Annotated in this window: 14 protein-coding genes; 8 read left to right on the top strand and 6 right to left on the bottom strand. The window is 63.8% G+C overall.

What is annotated here, in order from left to right:
* The first annotated feature begins 15 nt into the window (after nucleotides 1-15).
* From fabF to gmk, 4 genes are all read left to right on the top strand, one after another.
* On the top strand, nucleotides 16-1,275 hold the full coding sequence (fabF, locus tag AC27VQ_RS11375) for a beta-ketoacyl-ACP synthase II (protein WP_313522359.1): 1,260 nt from the start codon (nucleotides 16-18) through the stop codon (nucleotides 1,273-1,275).
* Between the two features lie 158 nt (nucleotides 1,276-1,433).
* On the top strand, nucleotides 1,434-2,615 hold the full coding sequence (gene mltG, locus AC27VQ_RS11370) for an endolytic transglycosylase MltG (RefSeq protein WP_313522360.1): 1,182 nt from the start codon (nucleotides 1,434-1,436) through the stop codon (nucleotides 2,613-2,615).
* Between the two features lie 202 nt (nucleotides 2,616-2,817).
* Entirely contained in the window at nucleotides 2,818-3,705 is an 888-nt protein-coding gene (locus tag AC27VQ_RS11365) for a YicC/YloC family endoribonuclease (RefSeq protein WP_488716330.1), read from the top strand.
* Nucleotides 3,706-3,708: 3 nt separating this feature from the next.
* Nucleotides 3,709-4,368, top strand: a complete 660-nt coding sequence (gene gmk, locus AC27VQ_RS11360; protein WP_313522362.1) for a guanylate kinase — start codon at nucleotides 3,709-3,711, stop codon at nucleotides 4,366-4,368.
* A gap of 24 nt (nucleotides 4,369-4,392) precedes the next feature.
* Here gmk and rsmA read toward each other — a convergent pair whose 3' ends face one another.
* From rsmA to lptF, 6 genes are all read right to left on the bottom strand, one after another.
* Nucleotides 4,393-5,220 carry a 16S rRNA (adenine(1518)-N(6)/adenine(1519)-N(6))-dimethyltransferase RsmA gene (gene rsmA / locus AC27VQ_RS11355; RefSeq protein ID WP_488716329.1) on the bottom strand — a complete coding sequence of 276 codons (828 nt, stop codon included), beginning with the start codon at nucleotides 5,218-5,220 and terminating at the stop codon, nucleotides 4,393-4,395.
* Nucleotides 5,220-6,248 (bottom strand): 4-hydroxythreonine-4-phosphate dehydrogenase PdxA, encoded by a 1,029-nt coding sequence (gene pdxA / locus AC27VQ_RS11350; RefSeq protein ID WP_488716328.1) that lies wholly within the window; start codon nucleotides 6,246-6,248, stop codon nucleotides 5,220-5,222. Before pdxA ends, rsmA begins: the two co-directional genes overlap by 1 nt.
* Nucleotides 6,249-6,349: 101 nt before the next feature.
* Nucleotides 6,350-7,294: a SurA N-terminal domain-containing protein gene (locus tag AC27VQ_RS11345; protein WP_409530314.1), complete on the bottom strand. Its 945-nt coding sequence runs from the start codon at nucleotides 7,292-7,294 to the stop codon at nucleotides 6,350-6,352.
* A gap of 133 nt (nucleotides 7,295-7,427) precedes the next feature.
* Nucleotides 7,428-9,767: an LPS-assembly protein LptD gene (locus tag AC27VQ_RS11340; RefSeq protein WP_488716327.1), complete on the bottom strand. Its 2,340-nt coding sequence runs from the start codon at nucleotides 9,765-9,767 to the stop codon at nucleotides 7,428-7,430.
* Complete coding sequence (lptG, locus tag AC27VQ_RS11335) at nucleotides 9,768-10,850, bottom strand: LPS export ABC transporter permease LptG (protein ID WP_488716326.1); 1,083 nt, start codon at nucleotides 10,848-10,850, stop codon at nucleotides 9,768-9,770.
* The gene (gene lptF / locus AC27VQ_RS11330) at nucleotides 10,847-12,022 is read right to left on the bottom strand and encodes an LPS export ABC transporter permease LptF (protein ID WP_488716325.1); all 1,176 of its coding nucleotides are present in this window, start codon (nucleotides 12,020-12,022) and stop codon (nucleotides 10,847-10,849) included. The genes lptG and lptF overlap by 4 nt, the downstream gene beginning before the upstream one ends.
* Nucleotides 12,023-12,284: 262 nt before the next feature.
* Between lptF and AC27VQ_RS11325 the strand changes: the two genes are divergently transcribed.
* The 4 genes from AC27VQ_RS11325 to AC27VQ_RS11310 all read left to right on the top strand — a co-directional run bounded on the left by AC27VQ_RS11325 (nucleotide 12,285) and on the right by AC27VQ_RS11310 (nucleotide 16,054).
* Complete coding sequence (locus tag AC27VQ_RS11325; protein ID WP_488716324.1) at nucleotides 12,285-13,775, top strand: leucyl aminopeptidase; 1,491 nt, start codon at nucleotides 12,285-12,287, stop codon at nucleotides 13,773-13,775.
* Between the two features lie 7 nt (nucleotides 13,776-13,782).
* Nucleotides 13,783-14,232: a DNA polymerase III subunit chi gene (locus AC27VQ_RS11320; RefSeq protein WP_488716323.1), complete on the top strand. Its 450-nt coding sequence runs from the start codon at nucleotides 13,783-13,785 to the stop codon at nucleotides 14,230-14,232.
* 57 nt (nucleotides 14,233-14,289) lie between these two features.
* Entirely contained in the window at nucleotides 14,290-14,691 is a 402-nt protein-coding gene (locus tag AC27VQ_RS11315) for a MarR family winged helix-turn-helix transcriptional regulator (protein ID WP_488716322.1), read from the top strand.
* Between the two features lie 70 nt (nucleotides 14,692-14,761).
* The gene (locus AC27VQ_RS11310) at nucleotides 14,762-16,054 is read left to right on the top strand and encodes an MFS transporter (RefSeq protein ID WP_488716321.1); all 1,293 of its coding nucleotides are present in this window, start codon (nucleotides 14,762-14,764) and stop codon (nucleotides 16,052-16,054) included.
* The last annotated feature ends 33 nt before the right edge of the window (nucleotides 16,055-16,087 follow it).

Below are 16,087 nucleotides of genomic sequence, written 5' to 3'. Positions count from 1 at the left end.
GGTGGATCACGGACGATGAGGCGTGTCGTTATCACGGGTACCGGCATGGTATCCCCGCTTGGCTGTGGCACCGAAGTTACCTGGAGCCGGCTTCTTGAGGGGCGCAGTGGCGCTGCCAGGGTAACGACCTTCGAGGTCGAAGACCTTCCTGCAAAGATTGCCTGCTCGATCCCGCTCGGCGATGGCACTGACGGCACCTACAATGCCGACCAGTGGATGGAGCCGAAGGAACAGCGCAAGGTCGATCCCTTCATCACCTATGCTGTCGCTGCCGCCGATATGGCGCTCATCGATGCCGGTTGGCATCCGAAGACCGACGAAGACCAGATTGCAACCGGCGTGCTCATCGGCTCCGGCATCGGCGGTCTCGATGGCATCGTCGAAGCCGGTTATACGCTGCGCGACAAGGGTCCCCGCCGCGTTTCGCCCTTCTTCATTCCCGGTCGCCTGATCAACCTCGCCTCCGGCCAGGTCTCGATCAAGCACAAGCTGCGCGGCCCCAACCATTCCGTCGTTACCGCCTGCTCGACCGGCGCGCACGCCATCGGCGATGCCAGCCGCCTGATCGCGCTGGGGGATGCCGACGTCATGGTCGCCGGCGGTGCCGAATCCCCGATCTGCCGCATCGCGCTGGCCGGCTTCGCCGCCTGCAAGGCGCTGTCGACCGAGCGCAACGACGACCCGACCGCGGCCTCGCGCCCCTATGACCGCGACCGCGACGGTTTTGTCATGGGCGAGGGTGCCGGTATCGTCGTTCTCGAGGAGCTGGAGCACGCCAAGGCGCGCGGCGCGAAGATCTATGCCGAAGTCGTCGGTTATGGCCTGTCGGGCGACGCCTACCACATCACCGCGCCGTCGGAAGACGGCGACGGCGCCTACCGCTGCATGCAGATGGCGCTGAAGCGCGCCGGCATTCCGGCAAGCGAAATCGACTACATCAATTCGCACGGCACCTCGACCATGGCCGACACGATCGAGCTTGGCGCTGTCGAGCGCCTGATGGGCGATGCCGCGTCGCGACTCTCGATGTCGTCGACCAAGTCGGCCATCGGCCATCTTCTCGGTGCCGCCGGTGCCGTCGAAGCCATCTTCTCGGCGCTGGCGATCCGCGACAACATCGCCCCGCCGACGCTGAACCTCGACAATCCCGCCGTCGAGACGGCGATCGACCTTGTGCCGCATAAGGCCCGCAAGCGCGAGATCAACGTGGCGCTGTCCAATTCGTTCGGCTTCGGCGGAACGAATGCATCGCTGGTTCTCAAGCGCTACGCTTGACCCGGTCCGGGGCTTTCGCCCCGGCGCGCCGCCACCTGCCCAATGGCTTTTGCCTTGAGGCGTCATACACTCGCATGTGAAAAGGCGGGTTCATCCTGCTTTTGCCGTATTGCTCTGCTGAACACGTCGAGCAATGCCAGAACCCATGAGGACAGTCCGTGAGCGACACGAACGAACCCGGCGAGACCCAGTTTGGCCGCGGCGAGGCATCCGGCCAGCCGCGCATCATTCCGAAGTCCGCGAAGGAGGCGCTCCGCCCCGAACAGGTGCCTGAGCCGCCGAGCCGCCGCCGCTCGCGCAAGGCCCGCAGCCAGCTCGTCATCTTCCTGAATTTCGTCATGACCGTCATCGTTTTCGCGACGCTGGTCGGCGTGGGCATCTTCTATTACGGCGTGAAGAGCTATGAGGAAAAAGGCCCGCTGGCGGCCAACACGAATTTCATCGTGCGCGCGGGGGCGGGCACCAACGAGATCGCCTCGAACCTCGAGCGCAACAACATCATCACCGACAGCCGCGTCTTCCGCGTGCTCTCGCGCATCTATCTTGATGGCGAGACGCTGAAGGCCGGCGAATACGAGATCAAGTCCGGCGCGACCATGCGCGAGATCGTCGAATTGCTGAAATCCGGCAAGTCGATCCTCTACAGCGTTTCGGTTCCCGAGGGGCTGACGGTCAAGCAGGTGTTCAAGCGCCTGCAGGACGATCCGGTGCTGGAAGGCGACCTGCCGCAGGAACTGCCCGCCGAGGGCTCCCTGATGACCGATACCTACAAGTTCTCGCGCGGCACCAAGCGCGCCGACATTGTCCAGCAGATGCTGGCAGCGCAGAAGAACCTGATCGACCAGATCTGGGAGAAGCGCGACGACAAGCTGCCGGTCGCCACCCGCGAAGAGTTCGTCACGCTCGCCTCCATCGTCGAGAAGGAAACCGGCCGCGCTGACGAGCGCTCCCGCGTCGCCTCCGTCTTTATGAACCGTCTCGACAAGGGCATGCGCCTGCAATCGGACCCGACGATCATCTACGGTATCTTCGGTGGCGAGGGTAAGCCGGCCGACCGGCCGATCTACCAGTCGGACCTCGAAAAGCAGACGCCCTATAACACCTATATCATCAAGGGCCTGCCGCCGACGCCGATCGCCAATCCCGGCCGCGCGGCGCTGGAGGCCGTCGCAAACCCGTCGCGCACCAGCGATTTGTATTTCGTTGCCGACGGCACGGGCGGCCACGTCTTTGCCGAGACGCTGGACGAGCACAACCAGAATGTCCGCCGCTGGCGCAAACTGGAAGCGGAGAAGGCGGCAGCCACTGCCAAGGAAGCGGATGGCGCAACGCCGCAGTAATCGACATCATCTTCCAGCGGCCCCGGCACTTCCGTCCGGGGCCGTTTTGTTTCCGGGCACAAGCTTTATGTGGATCGCGGCGCGTTCGGCGCGCTTGCCCGTTTCCAACCCCGTGAAACTGCTTCACTTTGAAACTTGAAGTCGCGCGGGCTGCGCGTATCCGGCTGCCTCCCGTTCCGGTGAGGCGCCACAGGAGGCTGACATGACATTGCAATCGATGACCGGCTTTTCGCGGGTCGAGGGAACCAGCGGGCGCACCCGCTGGGCCTGGGAGTTCCGTTCGGTGAACGGCAAGGGGCTGGACCTGCGCCTTCGCCTGCCACCCGGCCTCGAAGTGCTGGAGGCAGATGTCCGTCGTATTGCCGGTGAGGCCTTCTCGCGCGGCAATCTCCAGATCGGGCTCGCCACCAGCGTCAGCGAGGCGCAGGTAGAGGCTGTCGTGAACCAGGGTGCGCTTGCCGCCGTGCTGGCGCTGCGCGATCAGCTTGCCGGTACCATCGACCCAGCGCCGCTCAAGCTCGACACGCTGCTGTCGGTGCGCGGCATCGTCGATTTCCGTGAGGCCGAGGAGAACGAAGCGGAGCGCGCGACGCGTGATACCGATATCCGCATGGGCCTTGCCGAAGCGGTCCGCTCTCTCGCCGATATGCGGCGCAAGGAGGGGGCTGCCCTCGCCGAAGTGCTGCTCGGCCAAGTGGCACGCATCGAGGCCTTGACGGCGACCGTCGAGGCCGACCCTTCGCGCAGTGTTTCGGCGATTGCCGAGCGGCTTTCCGCGCAGGTCGCCATGCTCATGCAGGGTACGACCGCGCTTGATCGCGACCGCCTGCATCAGGAAGCGGCGCTGATCGCCACCAAGGCAGATCTGCGCGAAGAGATCGACCGGCTGAAGGCGCATGTCCGTGCGGCGCGCGAGCTGATCGCCGAAGGCGGGCCGATCGGGCGCAAGCTCGATTTTCTCGCACAGGAATTTAACCGGGAATCGAATACAATCTGTTCCAAGTCGAACGCCGCTCAAGTAACGGCTGCAGGCATCGAACTGAAGGTCGTCATCGACCAGTTCCGCGAACAGGTCCAGAATCTGGAGTAGGCCATGGCCGAGCCGTCGAAATATATCCACATCGAACGCCGCGGGCTCATGCTCGTCATTTCCTCGCCGTCAGGTGCGGGCAAGTCGACGATCGCCCGCAACCTGCTGGAGGCCGATCCAGGCCTCAGCCTGTCGGTCAGCGTCACGACCCGCCAGCGCCGCGCCAGCGAGATCGCCGGCCGGCACTATCACTTCATCAACCACAAGGAATTCGAGCGCCTGCGCGACGGCGATGCGCTGCTCGAATGGGCCGAGGTGCACGGCAATTTCTACGGCACGCCGCGCGAGCCGGTGGAAGAAGCGATGGCCGCCGGCCGCGACATGCTGTTCGACATCGACTGGCAGGGCGCCCAGCAGCTTCAGGAGAAGATGCCGGCCGACGTCGTCTCGATCTTCATCCTGCCGCCGTCGATGACCGAGCTGCAATCGCGCCTGCACCGCCGGGCCGAGGATACGGAAGAGGTGATCCAGACCCGCCTCGCCAATTCCCGCTCCGAAATCGAGCACTGGCGGGAATATGACTACGTCATCCTGAACGACGACCTCTCGGTCGCCTTCGACGCCGTGCAGAGCATCGTCAAGGCCGAGCGCCTGCGGCGCGACCGCCGGCACGGGCTGTTCGAGTTCGTGACCAAGCTAGTGACGGAAAAGCCGGTTTTGTAATTGCGAGAGGCGGGCGCCCGTTTTTTAAAGGGCGTTCGCCAGCCGCACGAACTCTTCAACGCTCAGCGTCTCCGCCCGGCGCTGCGGATCGATCTCCGCTCGCGCCAGCAGCGCTTCCCCACCCAGAGATTTTACGCTCTGGCGCAACATCTTGCGGCGCTGGCCGAAGGCGGCGTGGGTGACGCGCTCCAGCGCGGCGACGTCGCAGGGCAGCGGATTGGCGATGGGTTCGAGATGCACCACCGAGGACGTCACCTTCGGCGGCGGCGTGAAGGCTTGGGGCGGCACGTCGAAGGCCATGCTGGCATGGGTGCGCCAGCCGCAGAGCACGCCGAGGCGGCCATAGTGGTCGTCGTTCTCATCCGCCACGATGCGCAGGCCCACTTCCCGCTGGAACATCAGCGTCAGCGAATCCCAGAAGGGTGGCCAGGTCTTCGGCAAGAGCCAGTTGACGAGCAGTTGGGTGCCGACATTGTAAGGCAGGTTGGCGATGATGCGGACGGGCTCGCCCGGTGCCAGCGCCTCGAAATCGGTCTTCAGCGCATCGCCTTCGATGACCGTCAGGCGGCCCGGATAATGGTCGGAAATTTCCGCCAGCGCCGGCAGGCAGCGTGCGTCGCGCTCGATGGCGATGACGCGCTTGGCGCCAAGCGCGAGAATAGCCCGCGTCAGGCCGCCGGGACCGGGGCCGACCTCGATCACCGTATGGTTTTCGATGGGACCGGCGGTGCGGGCGATCTTCTGGGTGAGGTTAAGATCGAGCAGAAAATTCTGGCCGAGCGCCTTCTTAGCATCGAGGCCATGGCGCTGGATGACGTCGCGGAGCGGCGGAAGTCCGTCGAGGGCGGCCATCAGCGGGTCTCCTTCGTTGCGTGCAAGGCAAGGTCCTGGGCAAGGCGGAGCGCTGCCAGCAGGCTGTCGGGGCGAGCAATGCCCCTGCCGGCGATGGCGAAGGCCGTGCCGTGGTCCGGCGAGGTGCGGATGAAGGGCAGGCCAAGCGTCGCATTGACGGAATCGTCGAAGCCGAGCGCCTTGGCCGGGATCAGCGCCTGGTCGTGATACATGCAGAGCGCCACGTCATAGGTGGCGCGGGCGGCGTCATGGAACATCGTGTCGGCGGGGAGCGGGCCGACGGCAGCGATGCCGGCGGCCTTCAGACGCTCGACGGCCGGCCGCACGATCGCATCGTCCTCGAGCCCCAACGCGCCGCCTTCGCCCGCATGCGGGTTGAGGCCGGCAATGGCGAGGCGCGGCTGGGTGATGCCGAAGCGCTGGCGAAGATCCCGTTCGGTGATGATGGCCGTCTCGACGATGAGGTCTTCGGTCAGCGCCGCCGGCACGTCCTTTAGCGGGATGTGGATCGTCACGGGAACGGCGCGCAGCTTCGGCCCGGCCAGCAGCATGACCGGCAGCATTGCCTGGCCTGTCGCTTTTGCCGCGAGATCGGCGAGAAATTCCGTATGGCCGGGGAAGCTGAAACCGGCATCGTAGAGCACGGCCTTGGCGATGGGGTTGGTCACCACGGCGGATGTGCGCCCGGCAATGGTGAGCGCAACGGCAGTTTCGATGGCGCCGGTAATGGCGGCGGCATTGCGCGGATCGGGCGCTCCGGGCACGACCGCGGCGACGCAATCAGACGCCAGAACCGGAAGGGCATCGAAGAAGAGATCCGTGGCCGTCTCGGGCGTGGCGGAGGCCACGGCGACATCAAGCCTAAGAAGGGCTGCGCGCGCGCGCAGCACTGCTGCGTCGCCGATAAAAAGGAAGGTCGGCAGGGAAAGCGAGTGACGGGACGACCAGAGGGCCAGCGTGATATCCGGCCCGATCCCAGCCGGATCGCCCATGGTAAGCGCCAGCGGAGGAAGTTGCGTCGTCGTCATTGGAATGCCTGCCTAGCGGGTTTGGAGACGTGCCCCGCCGGCGGGGCAGGAGAGCCTGAGCCTGTCCGGCAAGGCGCCGAGACGCCACGCCGAACCTGCGATCAACGATCGGTGATCGTTGCTTTCTTGCGCAGCTCGGCGATGTACTTCTTGCTGTTCTCGTCGCCTTCATTACCCTTGGAATTGGCAAGGTCCTCGGCGCGGAAGACCATTTCGGCGGCCACGTCGTCGTTGACTTCGCGCTTCTTGCATATCGCGAGATATTCGACGCCGCGTTCCGTGACGCGCGTACCGGTCGTCTGGCCGCTCGCCTTTTCGATCAGCGGCTTCCAGTCCTCGGGCAATTGCGGTGCGAGCACGCGGCCGAGATCGCGGATCGAGACGTCATGCATCGTCGCGGCGAAAATCTTGGCCTGGTCGCAACCCGGGAATTTCGAGCGCGAGGCTTCCGCTTCGGACTTGCGCTTGCCGAGAATGGCGTTGCGGCGCTTTTCCGGCACGACGAAGATGACCTGCTTGAGAAAATATTCCGTGGTGACCGGCTTCTTGCCGCCGTTTTCCTGCATGCGCTCCACCAGCGACTTGGCGTTGGTGCCGCCATTGCCATAGCGGGCGTTGACGACGCGCGGCCAGCTCATCTGCAGGGCGATATACTGCTTGAAATGGTCCGAGCCGACGCCGGCCTGGTCGAGGACCTGGCCGAGCTGCTTGAGTGTCATCTTGTTCGTCGAGGCAAAACGCGCATAGGACGCGTCCACCTCGGCCTGGCTGACGGAGGCCTTGAGGCGCAGGATTTCCGCGCGCTTCAGCGTGTCGTCGATCATCTGCTCGCGGGCCATGGCGCGCAGATTGCCCTTGGCGCGCTGCAGGCGCAGGAAGGCGGCGCGGCGCTCGACGTCGCCGGAGGTGACCGGCGAATTGTTGACGACCGCGACCACGGTGCTGCCGGCCGCCTGAACGGTGCCGGCGGGGGCCACGATCGTCACGGCCGCAGCGAGTGCCACGCCCATCATCATGGAACGCACCAGAGATTGCCTGCCCATCATGCCAGTCCCTTTCCCAAAGCCATTCTGCGCTCGCCGGGGCGCGCCTTGCAGGGCGCACAACCGTTGCCGGCGAGCCTTTCTCCCCGATGTGCATAAACCATGCGGCCAAACGATGACAAGAGCAGCGCGGTGCTTACTCGAAGCCCGTAAGTGTCGTATCGCCGACACTGATGTCGCCGAGCGTGCGGAACATCAGGCGCGCGCCGATCGACCAGTCGTTCGCTGTCGAGTTCGACTTGTCGCGTGTCTGCTCGTAGACGATCGAGAACACGGTATCGCGGTCGTCATAGGAGAAGCCGACGCCGTTCCGCGTCAGGTTCTGGTTGTTGATGTCATAGGTCAGCGACCCGAACACCGACCAGTAATCGCGGAACTTGAAGGCGGCCGCCGTCTGGATTTCGCTGGCATTCTTGGCCAGGCCATAGCTCGGCTGCGCGGCGATGCGCGTATAGGTGATCTCGGTTTCGAAGCGCGCGCCGTCGAAGCGCAGCGACGTATCGGAGCGACGCAGCGACAGATCGTCCTTGTCGAGCCGCGCACTGGAGGCGATCGAAAGCCCGTTCGGCAAGTCGATGCCCGCCATGCCGACATAGTCGGATGCATCGGTTTCCAGACCGGAATTGGCGCCGGCATTGACAAGGTCGTTGCTGGCGAAGGAGTTCACGCCGCCAAGATGGAACGACTGGCCGACGATGCTGCGTAGGCGCAGGCCGTTGTCGAAGGTGCCGGTATAGCGCATGCCGAGATTGGCGCGCGTGCCGCCTTCGACCCTGTCGAAGCCCGAGAACTTGTCGCGCTCGAAGAGATTGGTCGCATCGAAAACGAAGCTCTGCGAATCCTCGTTCGGCAGGCCGCCGGCGAAGTCCTCGTCCGGCCGGGCGTATATCTGTGCGATCGGCTCGAAGAGGTGCGTGCTGTTTTCCGTCGTCGCCAGGATCGGGTAGCGCGCTTCAAGACCCGCCGTCAGCATGGTGCGGGTTGCGTGGTCATCCGTGTTGTAGGTCCCGCCATAGGCCGCGCCGGGGTCGATCATGTCGAGGCGATAGGCATCGCCACGTGCGGCCAGGAGCGGCGTGAGCACAAGACCGCCGGGCACGATGAACTGGCGCTTCCACTCCAGCTCGCTCGTCAGGCGTGTCACGCCGCCTTCCAGGCCGCGGAAACGGTCGCTGGTACCGAGCGAATAGGAATCGGCCAAGTCGCGCTGGACGTTGGTGATGTTCGTCGTGATGCTGAGCTCCCCGCCCAGCACGGACTGCGGCACGATATATTCGTGATCCAGCGTCTGGGCGATCGCCTGCTGGCGTTCCAGCTTGCTGTCGGGATCGGCGTCCTGCACGTCGAAATAGAACGCGCGCAGGTCGAAGCTGTTGCGGCGGCCGAGACCCGTCAGGTAGCCCTGGTTCGTATGGATGCGATCCTTGAGGCCGTCGAGTTCATAGGTGCGTGAAAAATTGTTGTCGCCCTGCAGCATCACATCCCAGCCGAAAGCCCAGCGGGGATTGATCTTGAACTGGCCTTCGGAGGCCACCATGCCGCGGAAGCCGTCTTCTTCCCTGTCGCTCGTGTTGGGATCGAAGGCGTTGGGGTTCCACTGGTCGATGCCGGCGGCCCTAAGCGTGACGAGGCCGTTGTGAAAGCGCTTGCGGAATTCGACTTCGGCAAGGAAACCCTGACGCGTTAGAACGGTCGGGGAGAAGGTCGCGTCCATATCCGGCGCGATCGCGAAATAGTAGGGCGTCGTGATGCCGAGCCCGAGCTTCTGCGCATAGCCAAATTTCGGGAAGAGGAAACCGGTTTTCCGCTTCACCGTATAGTCCGGCATTTCCAGCACGGGAATATAGGCGATCGGCTTGCCGAACATCTCGAAGCGCGCCTTTTCGAGGCGGATCGTGTGCGTGCGGCCGTTCTGGACGACGCGCTCGGCCTTGATTTCCCACAGCGAGCGATGGGTCGGGTTCGTGGCGCAGGGCGTGCAGGCGGTATAGACGGCGTGATTGAGGATCAGTTCCTCGCCGTTGACGCGCTCGCCGCTGGTTGCCGCCAGCTTGGTGAGGTCGGTGGTCTCGATGCGCAGGGCATTGATGAAGCCGTTGGCGAAATCGTCCGACAGGTCCATCTCGTCGCCGTAGATGCGGTTGCCGGTCGGTTCGATCAGCTCGATATTGCCGACGGCGCGCAGGCGCCCGGTCTTTTGGTCGTATTCGACCTGGCGGGCGACGAGCTTGTAGCCGCCATAGTTGATCTGCACCGCGCCGCGGGCGATCACCTTGTCGCTGTCATTGTTGTATACGAGTTCATTGGCTGCAAGCAGCAGCTTGGCATCTTCCGGCAGCTTGGGTTCCATCGCGCCGATGTCGGGCGACTGGGCCTGCGCGGGGAGGGCGGAAGCGGACACGATGGTGCACATGGCCGCACCTGCAAGCAGGGCGGCTTTCAACCACCTGTTCGTTTTGCGGTCACCTGCCGCCACTTAGCCGTCCTCCTGATGCAGTAGTATGGTCGCACCCAACGACATTGCGACGACCACTGGGAGCCAGGCCGCAACGAACGGAGGAACAACACCGCTGCTTCCGAATGCCTTCACAAGCACGGTGACGACATAAAGCATGAAGCCGGAAAGGATGCCACCCAGAATCACCGCACTCGATTGATTAAACCGGCTAAATTTCAATGATACACAGGCCGCGATCAGCGTCATCGCAACCAGGAGAAGCGGCAGCGAGAGCATCGAGTGGAACTGCGTTTCCATGGCGTCGGTGGGGAAACCGAAGGATTTTGCCACCTCTATCTTCCGGCTGAGGCTGAAAAACGGAATGGATTCAGGCTTTTCAAGGCTTTCCGAAACGAATTCCCGTTTCAGGTTGGTACGAAGCTGTACCTCATCGAGGCGGACTGGCAATTCTCCGTTGCGGGTCTCGTGGACATTCTTAAGCAGCCAGTAACCATCTTCCAAGGTCGCCGAATCGGCATCCTGGCGAAGCACGATCCTGTTCTCCTCGTCGAAGTGGATGACTGTGACGTTTACGAGACGTGTTCCGTTATCGAGAACCGCCTTCGCTCCGATGATCGACTGGTCGCCCTTATAGATTTGGCGCAGCCATGGAATGCTGTTTTCCGGACGCGACGCATTGGTGGCGCTCCAGCCGGATTCCAGCTCCAGCGCCTTCTTGGATCCCCAAGCCGCAATCGGATTGATCGCCAGAACCGCGAGCACACCGAACAGGAAGGCGCCGATGACGAAGGGGCGCAGGAACTGCCAGACCGAAATACCGGCCGCGCGCGTGACGACGAGTTCGTAGCGGCGGTTGAGCGAGATGAGGGCGGCCATGCCGGCGAACAGCGCGACGAAGGGCACCGTCTGCATTAGGATCGTTGGAATGCGCAGCGCCGTCACGAGGAGCCCGCTGGTCAGCGTGTAGCCCGGCAGCGCGCCGACGCGATTCGACATCTCGCTGAAATCGATGATGAAGATCAGCGAGAAGATGCCGAGCAGGAACCAGAATGTGGTGATGGCGTAGCGACGAAAGAAGTAACGGCCGAGGGTCGGGATCATGGCGTGCTACTCCCGTCCGAACTGGTTCTGCCGAAGCGCGCAAGCAGACGGTCCCGCAGATCCGTCAGCCGCTCGCCGAAGGTGACGGGCAGTTCGAGCGTCTTGTTGCGCCCGAGATGGTGGATCGCGAGCGCCGCCGTGCCGATCGGAATCATATACATGATGATGACGAAGACGAACGAGCCGTCCGCATTGTTGGAAGCGTAGAAGCTTGCCCAGCGGACGAACAGCGCGGTCAGGAGTGCTGTGATCATTGGATGCATGCGCGCTTCGCGATGCGATCGCGCATCCGCGCTGACGACGAGCGCGATGAGGCCGAAGACCGCGGGGAACAGCCATTCCGTGAAGCGGCGATGCAGCTCGGCGGTGAACGAGCCCGGGTCCTTTTTGTAATAAGGATCATCAGGATCTGGATTGAACAGGTAGGGCAGGTCGCGATCCTTGGCGCGGACATTCGAGGCGCCGGCGCTCTGCGTCAGGTCGGCAAGGTCGAAGGCATAGGAATCGAACTTGATGATCGAGACATTTCCGTCCGGCAGCTTGCGATGCACCTCGCCGTCCTTCATGACCAGCGCCGAGCTGTTTTCATCCACCGCGCCCTCGCGGGCATAGTAGACCATCTCGAAGCGCGGGTCGCGCGTATCGGCCACGAAAAGCCCCATCAGCACGCCGCCGTTGCGGCGCTGCGCAACCTGCACATAGAGGCCGTCGGTGATCTTGCGGAAGGTGTTTTCCTGCACGACGGCAGACAGCATGTCGGCATGCGCCGTTGCGATCATCTTGCGCACCGCGGTGCGCGAATAGGGCTCGACGAAATTGTCGACGGCAAAGGACACGAAGCTCATTGCCACGGCGAGGATCATCACCGGTCGGATGATGGTCATGCGCGAACTGCCGGCGGAGTTCAGCACCGTCAGCTCCGAATCGGAATTCATGACAGTGAGCGTCTGCGCCACGCCGATGATCAGCGCGAAAGGCAGGATGATCGGCACGACCGAGGGCAGGATGAGGGTGGCGAGCTTCAGAAAGGCGAAGGTCGACTGGCCGCTGTCGGTGACGAGGTTGATATTCGTCAAGGCCTGCGTCACCCAGACGATGCCGAGCAGGGGCACGAGCGTGGCGACGAACATGAGCGACGCCCGCCGCAGGATATAGCGCTCGATCAATTTCATCGTTTGGTCCGCGTTTTCGACAAGCGGCTCCGGTTCATGACGCCCGTCGCAACTGCATGGCCATATAAGCTTTCTTGAGGCTGATGCCATAGCGAAGATCTTCCGCCGGCAAGGAAAATTTATGGCGAACAAGCATGCTTAACCATCTGTAAACAAGGTTGCGTATCTTGCCAAGCGCCGCAAAAGCGACAAGGAATTGATGCGATTTGCGGTCTTCACAAGAGCGCTCATAGGCCGAACGGCCCCCATGCGGAGTAAATTCATGGCTTCCACCTTCGATATCGGTTTTGCAAAGTCGGCGCGCGCGGCGGGCGGCCTTGCGATCCTCCTGCAGGTTGCTGGCCAGACGGCGGCCTCTGTCGACGATGTCGATCCTGAGGGGGCGGTGACCCGTGCCGCCGGCGTGGCGAAATTCACCGGCAAGGCCCTGAAGTCGCTCGATGTGCTTGCGCCGCATGGCGCTTCCGCCGACCGTATCCTCGTGCTCGGCCTCGGCGAGGCGGATAAGCTGACGGCGCATGACTGGCTGAAGGCCGGTGGCGCCGCAGCCGCAAAAATCCGCGGCTCGGAAAAGGCGACGATCTATCTCGATGCACCGGGTGTCACCGTCACCGCGCAGAACGCCGCCGACTTCGCGCTCGGCATGCAACTCGGAGCTTATAGCTTCGATACCTACAAGACGAAGAAGGCCGACGACGAGGAGGCAAAGAGCGGAAAGGCCGTGAAGGTCACGCTCGTCACCGCCCATGCAAATGCCGCCAAAAAGGCGAACGACATCTCCGACGCGGTGGCCGAGGGCGTGATTCTCGCTCGCAACCTCGTCAACGAACCGTCCAACGTGCTCGGCCCGGTCGAATTCGCCGACAAGGCCAAGGCGCTGGAAAAGCTCGGCGTCGAGGTGGATATCCTCACCGAGCGCGAGATGAAGAAGCTCGGCATGGCCGCCCTTCTCGGCGTTGCGCAGGGCTCCGTGCGGCCGCCGCGCCTGGCGGTCATGCAGTGGAAGGGCGGCAAGGAGAAGGACCGCCCGATCGCCTTCATCGGCAAGGGCGTCGTCTTCGATTCGGGCGGCATTTCCATCAAGCAGGCAGCCGGGATGGAGGACATGAAGGGCGACATGGGCGGTGCCGCCGCCGTCATCGGCCTCATGCACACGCTCGCCGCCCGCAAGGCCAAGGCCAATGTCGTCGGCATTCTCGGCCTTGTGGAAAACATGCCCGACGGCAACGCCCAGCGTCCCGGCGACATCGTCAAATCCATGTCCGGCCAGACGATCGAGGTCATCAACACGGACGCTGAAGGCCGCCTCGTGCTGTGCGATGCGCTCTGGTACTGCAACGAGACCTTCAAGCCGCAGTTCATGGTGAACCTCGCGACGCTGACGGGGGCTGTGATGGTCGCGCTCGGCAGCCATCATGCCGGCCTGTTCTCCAACGACGACACGCTGGCCGGCCGCCTGACCGCCGCCGGTCTCGCCACCAACGAGCGCCTGTGGCGCCTGCCGCTCGGTCGCGAATACGACAAGATGATCGACAGCAAGTTCGCCGACATGAAGAACACCGGCGGCCGTTACGCCGGCTCCATCACCGCCGCGCAGTTCCTGCACCGTTTCGTCAAAGACACGCCCTGGGCGCATCTCGACATCGCCGGCACCGCCATCGGCTCGCCGACCGACGAGATCAACCAGTCCTGGGCCTCCGGCTTCGGCGTGCGCCTGCTCGACGAGCTGGTGCGCGCGAATTACGAAGGGTGAGGAGAGGGTGAGCGAAGTCCTCTTCTACCACCTGACCGAATCGAAGCTCGAAGACGCGCTGCCGCCTTTGCTCGACAAGAGCCTGGAGCGCGGCTGGCGCGTCGTCGTGCAGACGGGGGATGCGGAGCGGCGCGATGCGCTGGATGCGCACTTGTGGACCTTCCGCGAGGACAGCTTTCTGCCGCACGGCACGGATGAGCAGGATTTTGCGGCCGAACAACCGGTGCTTTTGACGACGGCGCCCGACAATGCCAATGCCGCGACCGTGCGTTTCCTCGTTGCCGGCGCCGAGCCGCCGCCGCTCGATGCCTATGACCGCGTGATCTTCATGTTCGACGGTTACGACCAGGCGGAAGTCGAGACGGCGCGTGAGCATTGGAAGCGGCTGAAAGGCGAGGGGCACCAGCTCACCTATTGGCAGCAGAACAGCGACGGGCGCTGGATGAAGAAGGCGTGACCGTTTTGGAATCCCCCGGTCTTGCGCAAAGGCATTCGTGGGTATATACCCGGAAAAATGAACAAGGATATCTGCCACTGCATCGTGCTGCGCAAGGCGTCGCGAAAGGTCTCGTCCTATTATGACGAGGCGCTGGCGCCGCTTGGCATCAACATCGCCCAGTTCAGTCTGCTCAGGAACATCAACCGTATGGCGCCGGTCTCGCTGACGGATCTCGGCGTGCGCGTCGAACTTGACCGCTCGACGGTCGGCCGCAATGCCAAGGTGCTGGAGCGCATGGGACTGGTGGACATCCGCCCCGGCAAGGACCAGCGCGAGGCGACGTTGACGGTGAGCGAGGCGGGGCATGCGGTGCTGAGGGAAGGGGCGCCGCTCTGGGATTCCGTGCAGGACAAGATCGAAGCCCGGCTCGGTCCTGAGGGCGCCGACCGGCTGCGGGAGCTGCTCGCGGCTCTCTAATTTTGCGCATATAGGGGTATCTACCCGCAAAATCCGCCGCGAAGCGGCGTTCACGAAAAGGGACTTCACCATGGTTTCTACAAGCGTTGCCAAGTGGATGGCGGGGCGCAATCTGCACTACGGCTGGGTGGTCGCCGCGACCACCTTCCTGACCATGCTGGCAACGGCCGGCGCCATGGGCTCGGCCGGCGTGATGATCCAGCCGCTGCATCAGGAGTTCGGCTGGGACATCGCCGACATCTCCTCCGCCATGGCGGTGCGGCTCGTGCTCTTCGGCCTGCTGGGGCCGTTTGCCGCCGCCTTCATGAACCATTTCGGTATCCGCCAGGTAGTGGGCACGGCGCTGGCGCTCATCATGGGCGGCATCGTCGCCTCGTTCTTCATGACCGAGGTCTGGCAGCTTCTTCTGCTCTGGGGCGTCGTCATCGGCGTCGGCACGGGCATGACGGCCCTGGTGCTCGGCGCCACCGTCGCCACCCGCTGGTTTTCCAAGCGCCGCGGCCTCGTCGTCGGCCTGATGACGGCCAGCAACGCCACCGGCCAGCTCGTCTTCCTGCCGCTGCTCGCTGCACTGACGGAAGCCTATGGCTGGCGCACAGCGCTGGCGCTTTCCGTCGCGGTCATCGCCACCGCCATGGTGCTCGTCCTGCTGCTGATGCGCGACTACCCCGCCGATGTCGGCCTGCCGGCCTATGGCGAGACGGCGATCGTCAGGCCGCCGAAGCAGGATCACAGCCTTGGCGCGACACTGCTCGCCCCGCTCGTCACGCTGAGAAGCGTTTCCGGCAATGCCGTTTTCTGGGTTCTGTTCGGCACGTTCTTCGTCTGCGGCCTTTCCACCAACGGCCTGATCCAGACGCACTGGATCTCGATCTGCGGCGATTTCGGCATGGCGGCGGTGACGGCGGCCGGCACGCTCGCGGTCATCGGCGTCTTCGATTTCCTCGGCACGGTCTTCGCCGGCTGGCTTTCCGACCGCTATGACAATCGTGTCCTGCTGTTCTGGTTCTACGGCCTGCGCGGCCTGTCGCTGCTCTATCTGTCCCTTTCCGGCTTTAGCTTCGTGGAGCTTTCGGTCTTCGCCGTTTTCTACGGCCTCGACTGGGTCGCGACGGTGCCGCCAACCGTCAAGCTTGCCGCCGAGAATTTCGGCCGCGAAAAGGCCGGGATGGTCTTCGGCTGGGTCTTTGCGGGCCACCAGCTGGGGGCCGCCACCGCTGCCTTCGGCGCCGGCTACCTGAAGAGCGACTTCGATACCTATATGCCGGCGCTGCAGATCGCCGGTCTCGCTTGCATCCTCGCTGCGCTCTCGGTCATGCTGCTCAAGCGGCCGGGCCCGGCCCCGGTCGCCGCGCGGGCCTGAGGATGGCGGACATGAAAAGGCCCGCTCGAAGCG

Source organism: Shinella sp. 20P9.1.1 (assembly GCF_057798995.1).
Note: the sequence above shows the minus strand (reverse complement) of the source record. Positions and strands in the feature narration are given on the sequence as shown.